The 15,461-nt window shown below is 64.0% G+C and carries 13 protein-coding genes; 11 read left to right on the forward strand and 2 right to left on the reverse strand.

Annotated elements, in window-relative coordinates:
* Positions 1-47 precede the first annotated feature (47 nt).
* The 9 genes from DOM54_RS00095 (at position 48) to DOM54_RS00135 (ending at position 9,451) form a co-directional block, all read left to right on the forward strand.
* Entirely contained in the window at positions 48-914 is an 867-nt protein-coding gene (locus tag DOM54_RS00095; RefSeq protein ID WP_110714411.1) for an HTD2 family dehydratase, read from the forward strand.
* Positions 911-2,080 (forward strand): acyl-CoA dehydrogenase family protein, encoded by a 1,170-nt coding sequence (locus DOM54_RS00100; RefSeq protein WP_110714412.1) that lies wholly within the window; start codon positions 911-913, stop codon positions 2,078-2,080. Before DOM54_RS00095 ends, DOM54_RS00100 begins: the two co-directional genes overlap by 4 nt.
* An 8-nt stretch (positions 2,081-2,088) precedes the next feature.
* Entirely contained in the window at positions 2,089-2,487 is a 399-nt protein-coding gene (locus DOM54_RS00105; protein ID WP_110714413.1) for a VOC family protein, read from the forward strand.
* Positions 2,480-3,844, forward strand: coding sequence for an MmgE/PrpD family protein (locus tag DOM54_RS00110; protein ID WP_110714414.1), 1,365 nt, complete (start codon positions 2,480-2,482; stop codon positions 3,842-3,844). Before DOM54_RS00105 ends, DOM54_RS00110 begins: the two co-directional genes overlap by 8 nt.
* 49 nt (positions 3,845-3,893) lie before the next feature.
* Positions 3,894-5,093 (forward strand): CaiB/BaiF CoA transferase family protein, encoded by a 1,200-nt coding sequence (locus DOM54_RS00115; protein ID WP_110714415.1) that lies wholly within the window; start codon positions 3,894-3,896, stop codon positions 5,091-5,093.
* Positions 5,094-5,185: 92 nt separating this feature from the next.
* Positions 5,186-6,010, forward strand: coding sequence for an HpcH/HpaI aldolase/citrate lyase family protein (locus DOM54_RS00120; protein ID WP_110714416.1), 825 nt, complete (start codon positions 5,186-5,188; stop codon positions 6,008-6,010).
* Between the two features lie 530 nt (positions 6,011-6,540).
* On the forward strand, positions 6,541-7,518 hold the full coding sequence (locus DOM54_RS00125) for a DctP family TRAP transporter solute-binding subunit (protein WP_206018973.1): 978 nt from the start codon (positions 6,541-6,543) through the stop codon (positions 7,516-7,518).
* Between the two features lie 11 nt (positions 7,519-7,529).
* On the forward strand, positions 7,530-8,171 hold the full coding sequence (locus DOM54_RS00130) for a TRAP transporter small permease (protein WP_110714418.1): 642 nt from the start codon (positions 7,530-7,532) through the stop codon (positions 8,169-8,171).
* On the forward strand, positions 8,168-9,451 hold the full coding sequence (locus DOM54_RS00135) for a TRAP transporter large permease (RefSeq protein ID WP_110714419.1): 1,284 nt from the start codon (positions 8,168-8,170) through the stop codon (positions 9,449-9,451). Before DOM54_RS00130 ends, DOM54_RS00135 begins: the two co-directional genes overlap by 4 nt.
* 120 nt (positions 9,452-9,571) lie before the next feature.
* Here DOM54_RS00135 and DOM54_RS00140 read toward each other — a convergent pair whose 3' ends face one another.
* A complete protein-coding gene (locus tag DOM54_RS00140) occupies positions 9,572-11,287 on the reverse strand; it encodes a bifunctional protein-serine/threonine kinase/phosphatase (protein ID WP_110714420.1) in 1,716 nt (571 codons plus the stop codon).
* 200 nt (positions 11,288-11,487) lie between these two features.
* Here DOM54_RS00140 and ppa point away from each other — a divergent pair, with 200 nt between their 5' ends.
* Complete coding sequence (ppa, locus tag DOM54_RS00145; RefSeq protein ID WP_110598259.1) at positions 11,488-12,018, forward strand: inorganic diphosphatase; 531 nt, start codon at positions 11,488-11,490, stop codon at positions 12,016-12,018.
* Positions 12,019-12,138: 120 nt separating this feature from the next.
* On the opposite strand, the gene DOM54_RS00150 is transcribed toward ppa, so the two are convergent.
* Positions 12,139-13,170 carry a DUF2333 family protein gene (locus DOM54_RS00150; RefSeq protein WP_110714421.1) on the reverse strand — a complete coding sequence of 344 codons (1,032 nt, stop codon included), beginning with the start codon at positions 13,168-13,170 and terminating at the stop codon, positions 12,139-12,141.
* 288 nt (positions 13,171-13,458) lie between these two features.
* Here DOM54_RS00150 and dsbD point away from each other — a divergent pair, with 288 nt between their 5' ends.
* Positions 13,459-15,459 carry a protein-disulfide reductase DsbD gene (dsbD, locus tag DOM54_RS00155; RefSeq protein WP_110714422.1) on the forward strand — a complete coding sequence of 667 codons (2,001 nt, stop codon included), beginning with the start codon at positions 13,459-13,461 and terminating at the stop codon, positions 15,457-15,459.
* Positions 15,460-15,461: the final 2 nt, after the last annotated feature.

Here is a 15,461-nt window from a genome sequence, read left to right on the forward strand (position 1 = left end):
GAGTCCGGCCATGCTGGCAATACCTTCCCAGATTGGTAAATCGCGTCATGCCCGATAACCTGCCCCAAGAGACGCTCCAGCGGTGGCTAGGCAACCGCGAGCAGAGCACGGATCGTCTCGATAGCGCCCTGGTTGCCAGGGTCGCGGCGACGTTCAGCAGACCCTGCCCAGAACCGGGCGACCCCCTGCCCCCCTTGTGGCATTGGGCGTTTTTCCAGAATCCGCTCCCCGGCGCGCAGCTCGGCGGTGACGGTCATCCGACCCGTGGCGGTTTCCTGCCGCCGGCGGACGACCGCAACCGGATGTGGGCCGGTGGCCGCGTCGAGTTTCTCACTCCATTGAAAGTGGGTATCGAGGCACAGCGCGTCTCCACCGTGACCGATATTCAGGAGAAGCATGGCCGCACCGGCTCGCTGCTGTTCGTGACGGTACAGCACGACTACTCCCAGGCTGGCGAGCTCGCCATCCGCGAAGCCCAGGATATCGTCTACCGCCAGCCTTCCCCGCCGAAACTGTCGCTCGACGAGCCGATGCCGGAAGCCGACTGGTCGCAGACGCTCGACCCCGACCCGGTGCTGCTGTTTCGCTACTCGGCGGTCACTTTCAACGGCCACCGGATTCATTACGACTGGCCGTATGTCACCGGGACCGAGGGTTATCCGGGGCTGGTAGTCCATGGCCCGCTGATCGCGACGCTGCAACTGCAGGCGTTCTGCGATGCGAATCCTCAGGCGCGCCCAACCAGCATGCGCTATCGCGGCCTGCGTCCGCTGATCGCCGACAAGCCGTTTCGGACGACCGGTCGGATTACTGCCCACGGCAAGGCCGAGCTGACCGCCGGCAACGACGACGGGCCGGCTCATCGCGCCACGGTTGAATTCCACGACATTGAAGATCAGGAGTCTCGAGCATGAGCCTCAACCCCATCGACCACGAGGCGCTGGAAGCGATCCGCGACGGCGTTCGTAGCCTGTGCCAGCAATATGATGGCGAATACTGGCGCGACATCGACAAGGCCCAGGGCTTCCCGGAGCAGTTCGTCACCGAACTGACCGAAGCCGGCTGGCTCGGTGCGATGATCCCCGAGGCTTTCGGCGGCTCGGGCCTGGGTTTGGCGGAAGCCAGCGTGATTCTGGAAGAGGTCAATCGCTGCGGCGGCAATGCCGGCTTCGTTCACGGCCAGATGTACAACATGGCGACGCTGCTCAAGCATGGCAGCGAGGCGCAGAAAGCCGCCACCCTGCCCAAGCTGGCCAGCGGGGAGCTTCGCCTGCAGTCGATGGGTGTCACCGAGCCCACCACCGGCACCGACACCACCAAGATCAAGACCACCGCCGTCAAGCGCGGCGACAAGTACGTGATCAACGGCCAGAAGGTGTGGATCTCGCGGATTCAACACTCTGATCTGATGATCCTGCTGGCGCGCACGACGCCGTTGGCCGAGGTCAAGCGCAAGTCCGAGGGGATGTCGATCTTCCTGGTCGACCTGCATCAAGCAATCGGCAATGGCATGACGGTCCAGCCGATCGACAACATGGTCGGCCACGAAACCAACGAGCTGTTCTTCGACAATCTCGAACTGCCGGCGGATAGCCTGATCGGCGAGGAAGGCAAGGGCTTCCGCTACATCCTCGACGGCCTCAATGCCGAGCGCACCCTGATCGCGGCGGAGTGCATCGGCGACGGCCGTTGGTTCATCGACAAGGCCAGCCGTTATGCCAACGAGCGCATCGTCTTCGATCGCCCGATCGGCCAGAACCAGGGCGTGCAGTTTCCCATCGCAGAGGCCCATATCGAGGTGGAAGCCGCCGACCTGATGCGCTGGCGCGCCTGCCAGGAGTTCGATGCGGGACTGCCGGCCGGGGCCAGCGCCAACATGGCGAAGTACCTGGCGGCAAAGGCCTCGTGGGAGGCGGCCAATGTCTGCCTGCAGACCCACGGCGGGTTCGGCTTCGCCACCGAGTACGACGTCGAGCGCAAGTTCCGCGAGACTCGCCTCTACCAGGTCGCCCCGATCTCCACCAACCTCATCCTCTCCTACGTCGCCGAGCACTTGCTCGACCTGCCACGCTCGTTCTGAGGTTACCCATGAAGATCTCACAGCTGGATCATCTGGTGCTGACGGTCGCCGATATCGATGCGACCTGCGATTTCTACGGCCGTGCGCTCGGCATGGAGCGGGTTGTCTTCGGCGAAGGCCGGATCGCCCTGGGCTTCGGCGAGCAGAAGATCAACCTGCATCGTCACGGCCGGGAATTCGAGCCCAAGGCAAACTGCCCCACGCCTGGCTCGGCGGATCTCTGCTTCCTCAGCGACACACCGCTGGAGCAGGTGATCAGCCACCTCGAGGGCGAAGAGATCACGATCATCGAAGGCCCGGTGGATCGGACCGGCGCCACCGGGCCGATCCGTTCCATCTACCTTCGCGATCCCGACAAAAACCTGATCGAGATCGCCAATCGCATGGAGGAATCTCGCGATGACTGACCTGGCCCATGATCGAACGCGAGAACTGGCAGGCTTTCTGGCAGAGCTCCGCTACGCCCACATCCCGCAAGACGTCGTCGAGCGCTGCCAGGCCTACTACCTGGACTGGCTGGGCTCGGCGCTGGCCGGCAAGAACCACGCACCGATTCCGTTATTCGAGCAGTACAGCCAACTCATGGGACCGAGCGACGGCGGCTGCCAGCAATTGACCGACCGGCGCATGACGTCGCCGCATTTCGCCGCGCTGGTCAACGCGGCCGCCTCGCATGTGGTCGAGCAGGACGATCTGCACAACAGCTCAGTGCTGCACCCCGCCACCGTGGTCTTTCCCGCCGCGCTGGCGACCGCCCAGGATCTGGGCAGCAGTGGCCGGGATCTCATTACTGCCGCCGTCGCCGGTTACGAAGCGGGAATTCGAATCGGCGAATTTCTGGGCCGCTCGCATTACCGTGTCTTTCATACCACCGGCACCGCCGGGACGCTGGCCGCCGCTGTCGCAGCGGGCAAGCTGATGGAACTCGACACCGACGGTTTCGTGAACCTGCTCGGCAACGCCGGCACCCAGGCGGCGGGGCTGTGGGAATTTCTGCGCGACGCCGCCGACTCCAAGCAGCTGCACACCGCCAAGGCAGCTTCCGACGGTATTCTTGCCGCCTACATGACCCAAAGCGGTCTGACAGGTGCCAGGCATATTCTCGAAGGTCCGCAGGGAATGGCTGCGGGAATGTCGACCGATGCCGACCCGAGCCGGCTGACGGACCGACTCGGCGAGCGCTGGGCGCTGACCGAAACCTCGTTCAAGTTCCACGCCTCCTGTCGCCATACGCATCCGGCGGCGGATGCCCTGCTGGCATTGATGCAACGGGAGGCACTGACCCACGACGCCATCGAGACCGTCACGGCGAGAGTCCACCAGGCGGCGATCGACGTGCTCGGACCAGTGGTCGACCCGCGCACCATCCATCAGGCCAAGTTTTCGATGGGGAGCGTGCTTGGGTTAATCGCGGTTCATGGCGATGCCAGCCTGGCCAGCTTCCGGGATCAGGCCCTGCAAGACGAGGCAGTGGCCAGTTTCCGCCAGCGTGTGTCGATGGTGCTGGACCCGGAAGTGGATGAGGCCTACCCCCGGCGTTGGCTGGGGCGGGTCGAGGTCACGACCCGCGACGGTCGTCGCTTGAGCGCGGCCATCGATGAACCCAAGGGCGATCCGGGCAACACCCTGAGCCGGGACGAGCTGGAGGCGAAGTTCCGCCGTCTCGTGATCTTCTCGGGTGCCGCCAGTGATGACGAAGTCGTCAGGCTGATCGCCCACGCCTGGAACCTGCCCTCGGTGGCGCGCCTCGAGCCGCTGCTATGAGCCGGCGACCCGTCGGCATCGAATTTCCATTTCGCGCACAGGACCCCTCATGACTGCTCAACCACCTCGTCCGCTGGATGGCATCACCGTCGTCAGCCTGGAACACGCCATCGCCGCGCCCTTCTGCACCCGCCAGCTCGCGGACCAGGGGGCTAGGGTGATCAAGGTCGAACGCCCCGGTGTCGGCGATTTCGCCCGCGGCTACGACGAGCGAGTTCACGGCCTGTCGTCGCACTTCGTCTGGACCAACCGTTCGAAGGAGAGCCTGACCCTCAATCTCAAGCACGAGGCTGCGGCGCCGATACTCGACGATCTGCTCGGCGAGGCGGATGTGCTGGTGCAGAATCTGGCGCCCGGGGCCGCGGCCCGAATGGGGCTCGGCTTCGATACGTTGCACGCGCGCTTCCCCAAGCTGATCGTGTGCGACATCTCCGGCTACGGTGAAGGCGGCCCCTACGAGACCAAGAAGGCGTACGACCTGCTGATCCAGAGCGAGGCAGGATTTCTCTCCGTCACCGGCGGCCCGGAACCCGATGCCATGGCCAAGGCAGGCTGTTCGGTCGCCGATATCGCCGCCGGCATGTACGCCTACAGCAACATCCTTTCTGCGCTGCTGCTTCGCGGGCGGACCGGCGAGGGCTCGCACATCGACGTCTCGATGCTGGAGAGCCTGGTCGAGTGGATGGGTTACCCGATGTATTACGCCTTCGACGGCGCGACCCCCCCACCTCGTGCCGGCGCGTCCCACTCCACGATCTATCCCTATGGCCCCTTCCCGACCGGCGACGGCGGTACGGTCATGCTCGGCCTGCAGAACGAGCGGGAGTGGCAGCTGTTCTGCGAGAAGGTGATGGAACAGCCCGCGTTGGCCGCGGATGAACGCTTCGATGCCAACTTCAAGCGTTCGGCCAATCGCGCCGCCCTGCGCGAGCTGATCGACGCGGTCTTCGTCGACCTCACGGCGGAGCAGGTGATAGCGCGACTGGAAAACGCCCAGATCGCCAACGCCCACGTCAACGACATGGCCGGTGTGTGGAACCATCCGCAGTTGGCCGCGAGAGATCGCTGGCGCGACGTGATCACCCCTGGCGGACAGGTACCGGCCGCGTTGCCGCCTGGCCGCAACGCGGCTTACGAGCCACGCATGGACGCGGTCCCCGCACTGGGCGAACACAGCGCGACTATCCTCAAGCAACTGGGCTACCCCGACGAGGAGGTGAACAGCCTGCGTCAGGCCGGTACGATCTGACGGGTACTCCCCGGAGACCGGCTGACGCTGGGCATCCCTCGCTCACGCAGCCATTCATCCACCACGCATTCGTCACCGCAAGGAACCGGCTCATGCCCTTGACCACTCCACCTCGCTCGGCCCTGTTCGTGCCGGCCAATCGCCCCGAACGCATTCCCAAGGCGCTGGCCAGCGGCGCCGACATCGTTATCGTCGATCTGGAGGATGCCGTCGCGCCAGCAGCGAGACCGATGGCCCGTCAGGCGTTAAGTGATTTTCTCGAGACGGCATCGCCGGGCGCCGTCTGGGTCCGGATCAATGCCGCGGACACCGCTGACTTTCTCGAGGATCTCGCGCTCTGCCGGGATCAAACGGGCATCGCCGGGCTCGTCGTGCCCAAAGCGGAAAGCACCCGGAGTCTGGCTCAGGTGGAGGCACTCGGCTATCCGATGATTCCGCTGATCGAGAGCGCCAAGGGCCTCGACCATCTGGATAAGCTGGCGCAAGTCGACGGTGTCGTCCAGTTGAGCTTCGGCGCGCTGGACCTCAGTCTGGATCTTGGCATCGAGCCGGGTAGCGAAGGGGGGGATTGGATGCTGAACCAGGCACGCTATCAGATCATCCTGCAGTCGCGTCTGGCCGGGCTCGCGGCCCCCATCGAGACCGTGCATCCCGAATTCCGCGACATGGGCGTCATCCAGCGCGCCGCCAGACGGGCCGTCGAGATGGGCTTTGGCGGCATGCTCTGTATTCACCCGAGCCAGGTCACGCTGGTCAACGATACGTTCCTGCCTACCGCCGACCAGTTGGCCTGGGCAAAGCGCGTGATCGCAGCGGCCGAGCAGGACGCCGGAGCCGGGCAAATAGACGGCCAGATGATCGACGCACCGGTCATGGCCCGGGCCCGACGGCTCGTCGCCAGCGCCGATCGGGGCTGAAAGACCAGGACCAGAACCGTTGGCGGCGGGCATTACCATCGCGCCGCCAGCTCATGCGATACCGTTTTCCTGGCGACGATGATTCACGTTAACTTCTGTGACCTCGAGTTTGGCTGCCGCGGCAACTTGCCGGAATAGCCGCGATCCCGCCACGACGATTGAGTGTGGAATTCCATCGACGACGGACCATGAACCGCACTTCAATAAATTCAGAAAAATACCATTATCATTTGAATTCAATAATTTTTTTGTTTTTGACATCGCGTCAAACCCGGCTACATCCCACATCACAGCTACGACTTTTTAAACTTTTTAAACCAGAGAAAGGCGTTATCTTTACCGCCCCGATGGTGCCGAGTCCCACCGAAGGTTGAATATACGAATCGAGATAATTATCCGCATACTCCGCCTGGCATCGCCAATAAGGCGTTATCACAGACGCCAAGACGACAGAACAAACTCAGGAGTGAAATGCCATGTCCCTCATCAATCCAAAAACAGTGGTTGGCGCAATCGGAGTTGCCATCCTGATGGGTGGCGTTGCGACTGCTCAGGCGCAGGATCCCATCGTCATCAAGTTCTCCCACGTGGTGGCCGAGAACACGCCCAAGGGTCAGGGCGCGAAGATGTTCGCCGAGGAAGTGAAGGAGAAGCTCGGCGACCGCGTCAAGGTCGAGGTCTATCCCAACTCATCGCTCTACGGCGATGGCAAGGAGATGGAAGCATTGCTGCTCGGCGACGTGCAGATGCTGGCCCCCTCGCTCGCCAAGTTCGAGCAGTACAGCCCCAGCCTGCAGCTCTACGACCTCCCGTTCCTGTTCGACGACATCGATGCCGTCGACCGCTTCCAGCACTCCGACGCCGGCCAGGGCCTGCTCGACTCGATGCAGGATCGCAACATCCAGGGGCTGGCCTACTGGCACAACGGCATGAAGCAGCTCTCTGCCAACAAGCCGCTACGCGAACCCAAGGATGCCCGAGGCCTCAAGTTCCGCGTGCAGGCTTCCGACGTGCTCGACGAGCAGTTCAAGGAGCTTCGCGCCGTTCCCCGCAAGATGAGTTTCGGCGAGGTGTACCAGGCGCTGCAGACCGGGGTGGTCAACGGCCAGGAGAACACCTGGTCGAACATCTATAGCCAGAAGATGCACGAAGTGCAGCCCTACATCACCGAGTCCAACCACGGCATCATCGACTACATGGTGATCACCAACGCCGACTTCTGGAACGGACTGCCGGACGATATCCGCAGCCAACTGGAAGAGATTCTCGCCGACGTCACCCAGAAGGTGAACCAGCAGGCCTACGATCTCAACCAGCAAGCCAAGCAGTCGATCATCGATGCCGGCACCAGCGAGATCATCCAGTTGACGCCGGAAGAGCGTGAAGACTGGCGCGAAGCGGTTCGCCCGGTGTGGAAGAAGTTCCAGGGCGACATCGGTGAAGACCTGATCGAGGCTGCCCAGAGCGCCAATCAGTCCGACGCCACCCAGTCTGAAACCACCCAGTAACCGAGCCGACCATGACACGTTTCCTGCGTGCCTGGGCGCATCTGGAGGAGGGCCTGGTGGCCTTCCTCCTCGCCCTCATGACCCTGGTGACCTTCAGCTACGTGATGGTCAACAACCTCTATACCGTCTTCTACGATGCAGCGGACCTGTTCCCGTTCGCGGAAACGCCGCTCTTCGCGATCGGTGATTTCATCATCGATCTGGCCCAGGAGATGACCTGGAGCATCGCCTTGACCAAGGCGTGCTTCGCCTGGCTGATCTTCCTGGGTATCGCCTATATCGTGCGCATCGGCGCCAACATCGGCGTCGACCTGCTCGTCAGGCTAATGCCGGAGCGTGCACGACGCGGCGTGGGCATTCTCACCTGCCTGATCTGCATCGCCTATACCGCACTGTTCGCCATCTCCAGCTACAGCTGGGTCATGGCGCTGATGCGTGCCGGCATCGGTGCCGAGGACCTGGACCAGTACGGGGTTCTGCAGTGGCACATCACGATCATCGTGCCGATCGGTTTCACCCTGGTGCTGATACGCCTGATCGAAGTCCTGATCCGGATGCTGCGCGGCCAGCAGATCACCATGGAACTGAGCAACGAATCCACCGACGCCCTGAAACTCCAGGACGAGGCCGGTACCGAGGAGAAGCCGACATGACCATCGCCTTTCTGTTCGTGGTGCTCTTCGGCCTGCTCTTCATCAATGTGCCGATCGCGTTTTCGCTGGGCATCGCCAGCTCGCTGACCATCATGCTGTTCAGCCAGGATTCGCTGAGCTCGCTGGCGATCAAGTTGTTCGAGACCTCCGAACACTACACCCTGCTGGCGATCCCGTTCTTCATCCTCGCCGGCGCCTTCATGACCAGCGGTGGCGTAGCGAAACGCCTGATCAATTTCGCCAATGCCTGCGTCGGCCATATTCGCGGCGGTCTGGCGATCGCCTCGGTGCTCGCCTGCGTGATGTTCGCGGCCCTTTCCGGTTCGTCTCCGGCCACGGTCGCCGCCGTCGGCTCGGTGGTGATCGCCGGGATGGCGCGGTCCGGCTACACCAAGGACTTCGCTACCGGCATCGTCTGCAACGCCGGTACCCTGGGCATCCTGATCCCCCCCTCGATCGTGATGGTGGTCTACGCCACGGTCACCGAAAGTTCCGTCGGCAAGATCTTCGTTGCGGGTATCGTACCCGGCCTGTTGCTGGGCCTGATCCTGATGGTTGCGATCTACATCGTCGCGCGGATCAAGAAGATGCCGGCCCTGCCGCGGCCGTCGATCGGCGAGTTCCTCGCCACCGCCCGCAAGGCGAGCTGGGGATTGCTGACCATCGTGATCGTGCTGGGCGGCATCTACGGCGGGTTCTTCACGCCCACCGAAGCCGCTGCCGTGGCCGCGGTCTATGCCGGTTTCGTCGCGCTGTTCGTCTATCGCGACATCACCCTCAGGCAGTGCCCCGGCGTGCTGCTCGACGCCGCCAAGCTCTCGGTGGTGCTGATGTTCATCATCGCCAACGCGATGCTGTTCGCCCATGTCCTGACCACGGAGCAGATCCCGCAGACCATTACGGCGTGGGTCGTCGAGCAGGGTTTCTCGCCGATCACCTTCCTGCTGGTGGTGAATATCGTGCTGCTGGTGGCGGGGTCGTTCATGGAGCCGTCGGCGATCATTCTGATCCTGGCCCCGATCCTGTTCCCGGTCGCCGCCCAGTTGGGCATCGACCCGATCCACTTCGGCATCATCATGGTGGTCAACATGGAGATCGGCCTGGTGACGCCACCGGTGGGCCTGAACCTGTTCGTGGCATCGGCCGTCACCGGCATGCCGCTGACACGCACGATACGGGCGGCAACGCCGTGGCTGTTCCTGCTGCTCGGCTTCCTGCTGCTGGTGACCTACGTGCCCTTCCTCTCGCTCGGTCTGCCGAACTGGCTGGGAATGCCGTAACGGACGAGACAGGCCACCACTGCATGCCATCGTCGAGGGCGCCATTACGGCGCCCTCTCTCTTTGCGGGCGGCCATTGTCCCCCGCGTTCTGACCTCGTCGCCCGACGAATCGAGAGCGGCTACTTCAGCCACCAGGACAGGATCAGCAGCAGCAGTAGCACAGTGGCAATGGCCTGCCATACGTTAGCCGGCTCCCGCCACGGCCGCCTCCCCTCCTCGTCGCCTTTCGGCGCGGGACGGAGATGGTAGGCAAGCTCCGTGATCCTGCGGAACCTCAGCGCCCGTAGCGGATCAAGGGAGCGCCGCAGCGCATCGTCGAGATCACCGCTGATCGCCGGGTTGCTCAATTGCGCGCGCCGATAGGTCATCTGCTCCAGATCGGTATGGCTACGCAGATGGTTGGGCAGGAGGGTGTATGGCAGATGGCCGGTGAGCATCCAGTAGATGGTGGAAGCCAATGAATACTGGTCGCTGCGCCGACCGACCTCGGTATCCAGCGCATATTCCGGCGCGCTGTGTTCGTTCAGCCCGACCTGACGCGCCAGTTGACGTGCCTCGCCCTGGGCGTCGCCCTCACGTTTGTGGCAGGCTCCGAAATCGGTCAGCAGCAGGTTGCCATGCCGGTCGATCAGGATGTTGTCGGGATGAATGTGCTGATGCAACACGTCGTGGCGGTGTAGCGCCTGCACGGCCTTGACCAGTTGCCGCGCGATCTCGAGACGCTGCTCGAGACTGGCCTGGGGGTGTCGTCCCAGCCATTCGGTCAGCGTCTCGCCATCGACGTAGCTCATCAAATAGTAGAGATAACGTCGTGGCCGAGCCGGCTCCATCACCTTGACCACGAACGGCGAGTTGACCCTTTCGACGACCCACTGCTGCAAGCCGAAGTGCTCGAGATAGACGTTGCGCGTGGAGAGCTCGGGGCTGGGCGCCTTCATCACCATGTCGCGGCCGGTGCGCACGTCGCGCACCCGGTAGAGTCGCGCCTTGGCGGTTCGGGAGAGCACGTCGACGACCTCCAGGCCGTCGAGCCGTTCGCCTTGGGCCAGCTCCGGCGGCACCGGCAGATGGTGATAGACGCGCGGCGGTTCGTCCGGTTCGTCGTCCGGGAGCCGGTCGACACGCACCAGCTGGAAACAGAACTGGTTGGCGTTGTAGCCCCGCTCGATCGCCCGCTGATTGGCCGCCTCGGCGAGCCGCTCGCAGGCGGCGTCCAGATCGCTGACGTCGGCCCGGATCAGTTGCACGTACTCCGACGGTACCAGGGTGCCGCGGACCGCCTGGGTCATGAACAGGAACAGATCGCCCTGCTTGAGCGAAAAGGTCGAGTAGTCGATGTCCACGTGGCCATCCATCCCCAGCGCCCGGGAGGGATAGCGATATCCGCCCAGGTCGGTGACGTGATCCCGGGTCAGTTGCTCGAACTCCGCGCCCCGGATGCGGTAGACCAGGGTATCGCCCATGTGGAACAGGTGAGCGTCATGCTGATGAAAGATCATCGCCGACAGCGAGCAGATGTAACTCCCCCCTTCGATATAACCGCTCTGACTGTGACACCAACTGTTCAGGGCACGCAGTACGCGGGTCGCGGAGGTCTTGATGTCCCAGTGCTCGGGAGTCGAGTAGTAGTCGGCGAGGAACCCCCGCACACTGAGATCGCCGGCCTGCTTGGCGATCGAGTTGCGCCAGGTGGAGTCGCTGATCAGCGCACAGCCACCCTTGGAGACCAGTTGCTCGCCCTGGGGAATCTGAACCGACATCGAGCTACGATGACGATGCAGATCCGGTGCGACAAAGGCCTGACCGTAGGTCAACGACAGTGAGCTTTTCGACAACGGCTTTCTCCCGATTGATCGACGAAAGGCGACGGATGCTCCTGCCCCGAGACCGACACCTCCGATGACATCGGCGTTTCCGCGTCGAGGTTTTCGGATGGCGGTTCTTGGCCCGGGTTGGTAATCGGCCTAGCCTATTCGTATAATTCCCCGGATTTTCGCCCGCTGGTGTTCAACCTGCAAACCGCAAGGACTCAACGATGAGTTTCGACAAGATTCCCGCCGGAAAGGATCTCCCCAACGACGTGTACGTGGCGATCGAGATTCCCGCCAACCATGCGCCGATCAAATATGAAATCGACAAGGAGATGGACGCGCTGGTGGTCGACCGCTTCATGGCCACGCCGATGTTCTATCCGGCCAACTACGGTTTCATCCCGAACACGCTGGCCGATGATGGCGACCCCCTCGACGCGCTGGTGGTCACGCCCTACCCGGTCCAGCCCGGTAGCGTGATCCGCGCTCGCCCGGTGGGGGTGCTCAACATGTCGGACGAAGCCGGCGAGGACGCCAAGCTGGTTTGCGTGCCTCACGAGAAGCTGAGCGCGCTCTACGACGACGTGCACGAGGTCACCGACCTGCCGGAGCTGCTGCGTCAGCAGATCGCCCACTTCTTCGAGAACTACAAGGATCTCGAGAAAGGCAAATGGGTCAAAATCGACTCCTGGGACGGCGCCGACGCCGCCCGCAAGGCGATCGAGAAAGCCGTCAGCGCCTACGAGAACGAGTAAGCATCACGCCCCCCCGGCCCAGCCGCCGGCTCCGTTGGCGGCACCGACGACAAAACGCCGCTCCGGCATCAATCCCGGGGCGGCGTTTCGCGTTGTAGTGCAGATTCTGGAGTGTGACGCTCAGAGCTGATTGCGGATCTTCTCGACGAGCTGGGAGGCCCGCACCGTGTAGTTGGCCATCATCAGCGAATGATTGGCGAACAGCCCAAATCCGGAACCGTTGAGGATCACTGGGCTCCAGACGCGGGCCTGAGAGCTCTCCAGCTCCGCGACGAGTTGGTCGAAATCCCCACCGACACCGCTGCTATCGATCACGTCGGCATAGTCGATCCTGGCAGCCTGCAGCAGTTGCGCCAGCGCCCAGGTGGTGCCTCGTGCTTCGAAGAACACGTTGTCGATTCGAAGCCAGGGCGTGCTATCGGTCTGCTGATCGCCACTCGGCGACTGACCGACGTTGGCGGCCAGGTGCTGGGTCTGCGTCTGCAACCGCTGCTGGACTTGGCCCAGCCACTCGGCCAGCGCGGCGGAATCGGGCGCTGCGGCCGGCTCGGTCGAGGCGGCCGCGTCCTGGGTCGGGGCGTCCGGCCCGGCGCTGTTTTCCCGTGCGGTGAAGGCTTCTCCCAGGTTATTGCGCGCCGATTTCAGCAGGGTCTCGGACGCCGGCCAGCGCCAGCTGTCGAGATCGCCGCCAAGCGACTCGTTGGCCTGGTTCAACGGCGCATTGCCGACGCTCAAGGCACCGCCCAGCATGGCGACCGCGTCGCGGACCTGCCGGGTGACGCCCGCTTCCCAACTGGGCATGTTGTCGAGCCACAGTCCCGGAGGCATGACGTCGTTGCGCAAGTAGCCGCCAGGCTTTTGGAGCAGCGTATCGAGAATCGAGATATTGGTGGCCAACAAGGCTTCGCCCGGCGGTACCGGTTGCTCCTCTCCGCCGGTATCCACGCTCTGGGGGAAGCCACGCTGCATCTCTACCGCCTGTCTCGGATCCGTGGGCGCAGGCGTCCAGCTCCACCAGATGCCAAGCACGATACAAGCCAGCAGGTAGATGACGACCAGCGCCACCAGCGGCTTCCAGATCCAGCCGTACTGGGGCGTTTCGAGAACCTCGGTACGCGACAGCGGCGCCTTGTTCCTGCGAAATAGAGCCATGGACGATCCTTGTCATTTCGAGAGGTTGGAAAACGTGTCGAGAAAGGCCATCTGCGGCAGCCAGGCCCGACCGGAATGGGGTTGGGAGACGATGTGATTCTATCCTATCATGCTCCCCGTCACGCGCAGCCCGCCTTTCGCTGCATGCCGGGCCTGGCCCTACGGCGCGATCGATGGCACTTTTTCGTTACCCAGCGATCGAAAGACGCGTCGTTTCACGCGGCTTTGTCGCCAACGCCCAGCCCGTCAGGGCCAAGCCTCAATCGTCGTCGGGATACCCATCAGAGCATGTCGCGTTTCTACCGGTTGATTTTGCTGTTTTGCTGCTGCCTGTCGGCATCGCTGGGCGCCGCCCACGCCGATGGCCTTCAACGGGAGCGCCAGCCCTTGTTCGCCCAGGGCAATGCGCAATTTCTTGCCGTCGACCAGGCATTCCACGCTTACGCCTGGCATGACGATGAACGCGTCTACGTCGGCATCCGCAATGAACCCGGCCACTATCTCTATCGCCACCGCCTTGCGCTGGAGAGCCGCCAGCCCGGCGTGACGCTGGGCACGCTCGAGCTGCCGCCGGGAGAGTTCAAGCATGATCCGTACCTGGGCGATGTGCAGGTCTTCCACGACCAGGTCGAGATCAGCGCGCCGCTGTCGAAGATCGAGGATACCGCCGATACCCGAGGCTCGATCCCCGTCACCCTCACCTTCCAGGGCTGCGCCGACGCCGGGCTCTGTTACCCCCCCGAACACTGGACGCTGGAGGCCAAGGCCGGCCCGCCGCCAGCGGCATATACCGACGCGACCCGTGACGCCAAGGCGTCGCCGATCGAACGGGCTGCCAACGACCCGTTCTCGGCATCCGGCGACGACGCGCCACTCTCCAACCCGGCCCGCGCCCCCGATAGCGTCCGCTCGACCCCGGTTCCTTCCGCCAGCGACGCGCCGACACTCTCCAATGCCAGTGCCGACGGCCGGTTCCGGTCGCTGCTCGACACGGGCATCGGCTTGAGTGCGCTGGGTCTGTTCTTCCTCGCCGGACTGGGGCTGACGTTCACCCCCTGCGTACTACCCATGCTGCCGATCCTGACCGCCATCATCGTGGGCCAGAACGCCCGTCGCGGGCGCGCACTGGCGCTGTCGGCGAGCTATGTTGCCGGCATGGCCGTGACCTTCACCCTGCTCGGCACCCTGATGGGTATTTTCGGCGCCTCGCTCAACCTGCAGGCCCGGCTCCAGTCAGGCTGGGTCTTGATCCCCTTTGCGTTGCTGTTCGCGCTGTTCGCGATCGCGATGTTCGGTGCTTTCGACCTGCGCCTGCCCAGCGCGATCGGCCAGCGGGTCGACGCCTGGCAGAACCGGCTCCAGCGTAGCGGCCCGGCGGGACTGGCAGCGGCCGGCGCCCTATCGGTACTGGTGGTGTCGCCGTGCGTTTCCGCGCCGCTGGCCGGCGCGCTAGTCTTCATCTCGACCACCGGCGAGACGCTGGGCGGCGCATTGGCGCTGCTGGCACTCGCGCTAGGGATGGGCGCACCGCTGATTCTGGTCGGTACCTTCGGTGGACAGTGGTTGCCGCGTACCGGGGCCTGGATGCAGGGCGTCAAGGCGGTGTTCGGTGTGATGCTGCTCGGCGTCGCCATCTGGCTGATCGAGCGCCTGCTGCCGGGTCCTGTCGGCCTGCTGCTGTGGGGCGCGTTGACGCTGGGATGCGCGCTGGCACTCGGCGCACTGGACATGAGAGCCACTGCCGGCTGGCCACGAGCACGCCAGGCGGCGGGCTGGGCGCTGCTGGTCTGGGGCACGGCGATGATATGGGGCGCCGCCCAGGGCGGCGGCGACCCGTTGCAGCCCCTGGCCGGAACGGATGCCCAGGCGGCTGACAAGGTGGCGCGCCCTGCCTTCCAGACCGTCGACGATCTCGATCGGCTCGAGGCGGCGCTGGCATCGGCCCGAGCCGCGGGCCGCCCGGTCATGGTCGATGTCAGCGCCGACTGGTGCATCTCGTGCAAGGTGATGGAGCAGAGGGTGTTCCCCGCGTCACCGGTGGCCGATCGCCTGGCCGACTTCATGCTGATTCGCGCCGATGTCACCCGGAATGTTGCCGCCAGCCGGGACCTGCTCGACCACTACGGCCTGTTCGGGCCGCCGGGGCTGCTGTTCTTCGCCGGCGGGAAGGAGCTCCGCGACGCCCGCATCCAGGGCGAGATCGATGCCCCGGCCCTGGCCAGCCACCTGGAGGCGGTACAGCAACGGGTGCGGGACATCGGGCCTGTCGGCCCGCCGCATGGCTCCTAGCT

It is taken from the genome of Salinicola acroporae, assembly GCF_003206615.1.
Taxonomy (GTDB): Bacteria; Pseudomonadota; Gammaproteobacteria; order Pseudomonadales; family Halomonadaceae; genus Salinicola; species Salinicola acroporae.

Bases quoted from the DNA above. Each gene is read 5' to 3' on its own strand.
- DOM54_RS00115 (WP_110714415.1), top strand. From the start codon at position 3,894: ATGACTGCTCAACCACCTCGTCCGCTGGATGGCATCACCGTCGTCAGC.
- ppa (WP_110598259.1), top strand. From the start codon at position 11,488: ATGAGTTTCGACAAGATTCCCGCCGGAAAGGATCTCCCCAACGACGTG.
- DOM54_RS00110 (WP_110714414.1), top strand. From the start codon at position 2,480: ATGACTGACCTGGCCCATGATCGAACGCGAGAACTGGCAGGCTTTCTG.
- DOM54_RS00150 (WP_110714421.1), bottom strand. From the start codon at position 13,170: ATGGCTCTATTTCGCAGGAACAAGGCGCCGCTGTCGCGTACCGAGGTT.
- DOM54_RS00095 (WP_110714411.1), top strand. From the start codon at position 48: ATGCCCGATAACCTGCCCCAAGAGACGCTCCAGCGGTGGCTAGGCAAC.
- DOM54_RS00135 (WP_110714419.1), top strand. From the start codon at position 8,168: ATGACCATCGCCTTTCTGTTCGTGGTGCTCTTCGGCCTGCTCTTCATC.
- DOM54_RS00130 (WP_110714418.1), top strand. From the start codon at position 7,530: ATGACACGTTTCCTGCGTGCCTGGGCGCATCTGGAGGAGGGCCTGGTG.
- DOM54_RS00125 (WP_206018973.1), top strand. From the start codon at position 6,541: ATGGGTGGCGTTGCGACTGCTCAGGCGCAGGATCCCATCGTCATCAAG.
- dsbD (WP_110714422.1), top strand. From the start codon at position 13,459: ATGTCGCGTTTCTACCGGTTGATTTTGCTGTTTTGCTGCTGCCTGTCG.
- DOM54_RS00105 (WP_110714413.1), top strand. From the start codon at position 2,089: ATGAAGATCTCACAGCTGGATCATCTGGTGCTGACGGTCGCCGATATC.
- DOM54_RS00100 (WP_110714412.1), top strand. From the start codon at position 911: ATGAGCCTCAACCCCATCGACCACGAGGCGCTGGAAGCGATCCGCGAC.
- DOM54_RS00120 (WP_110714416.1), top strand. From the start codon at position 5,186: ATGCCCTTGACCACTCCACCTCGCTCGGCCCTGTTCGTGCCGGCCAAT.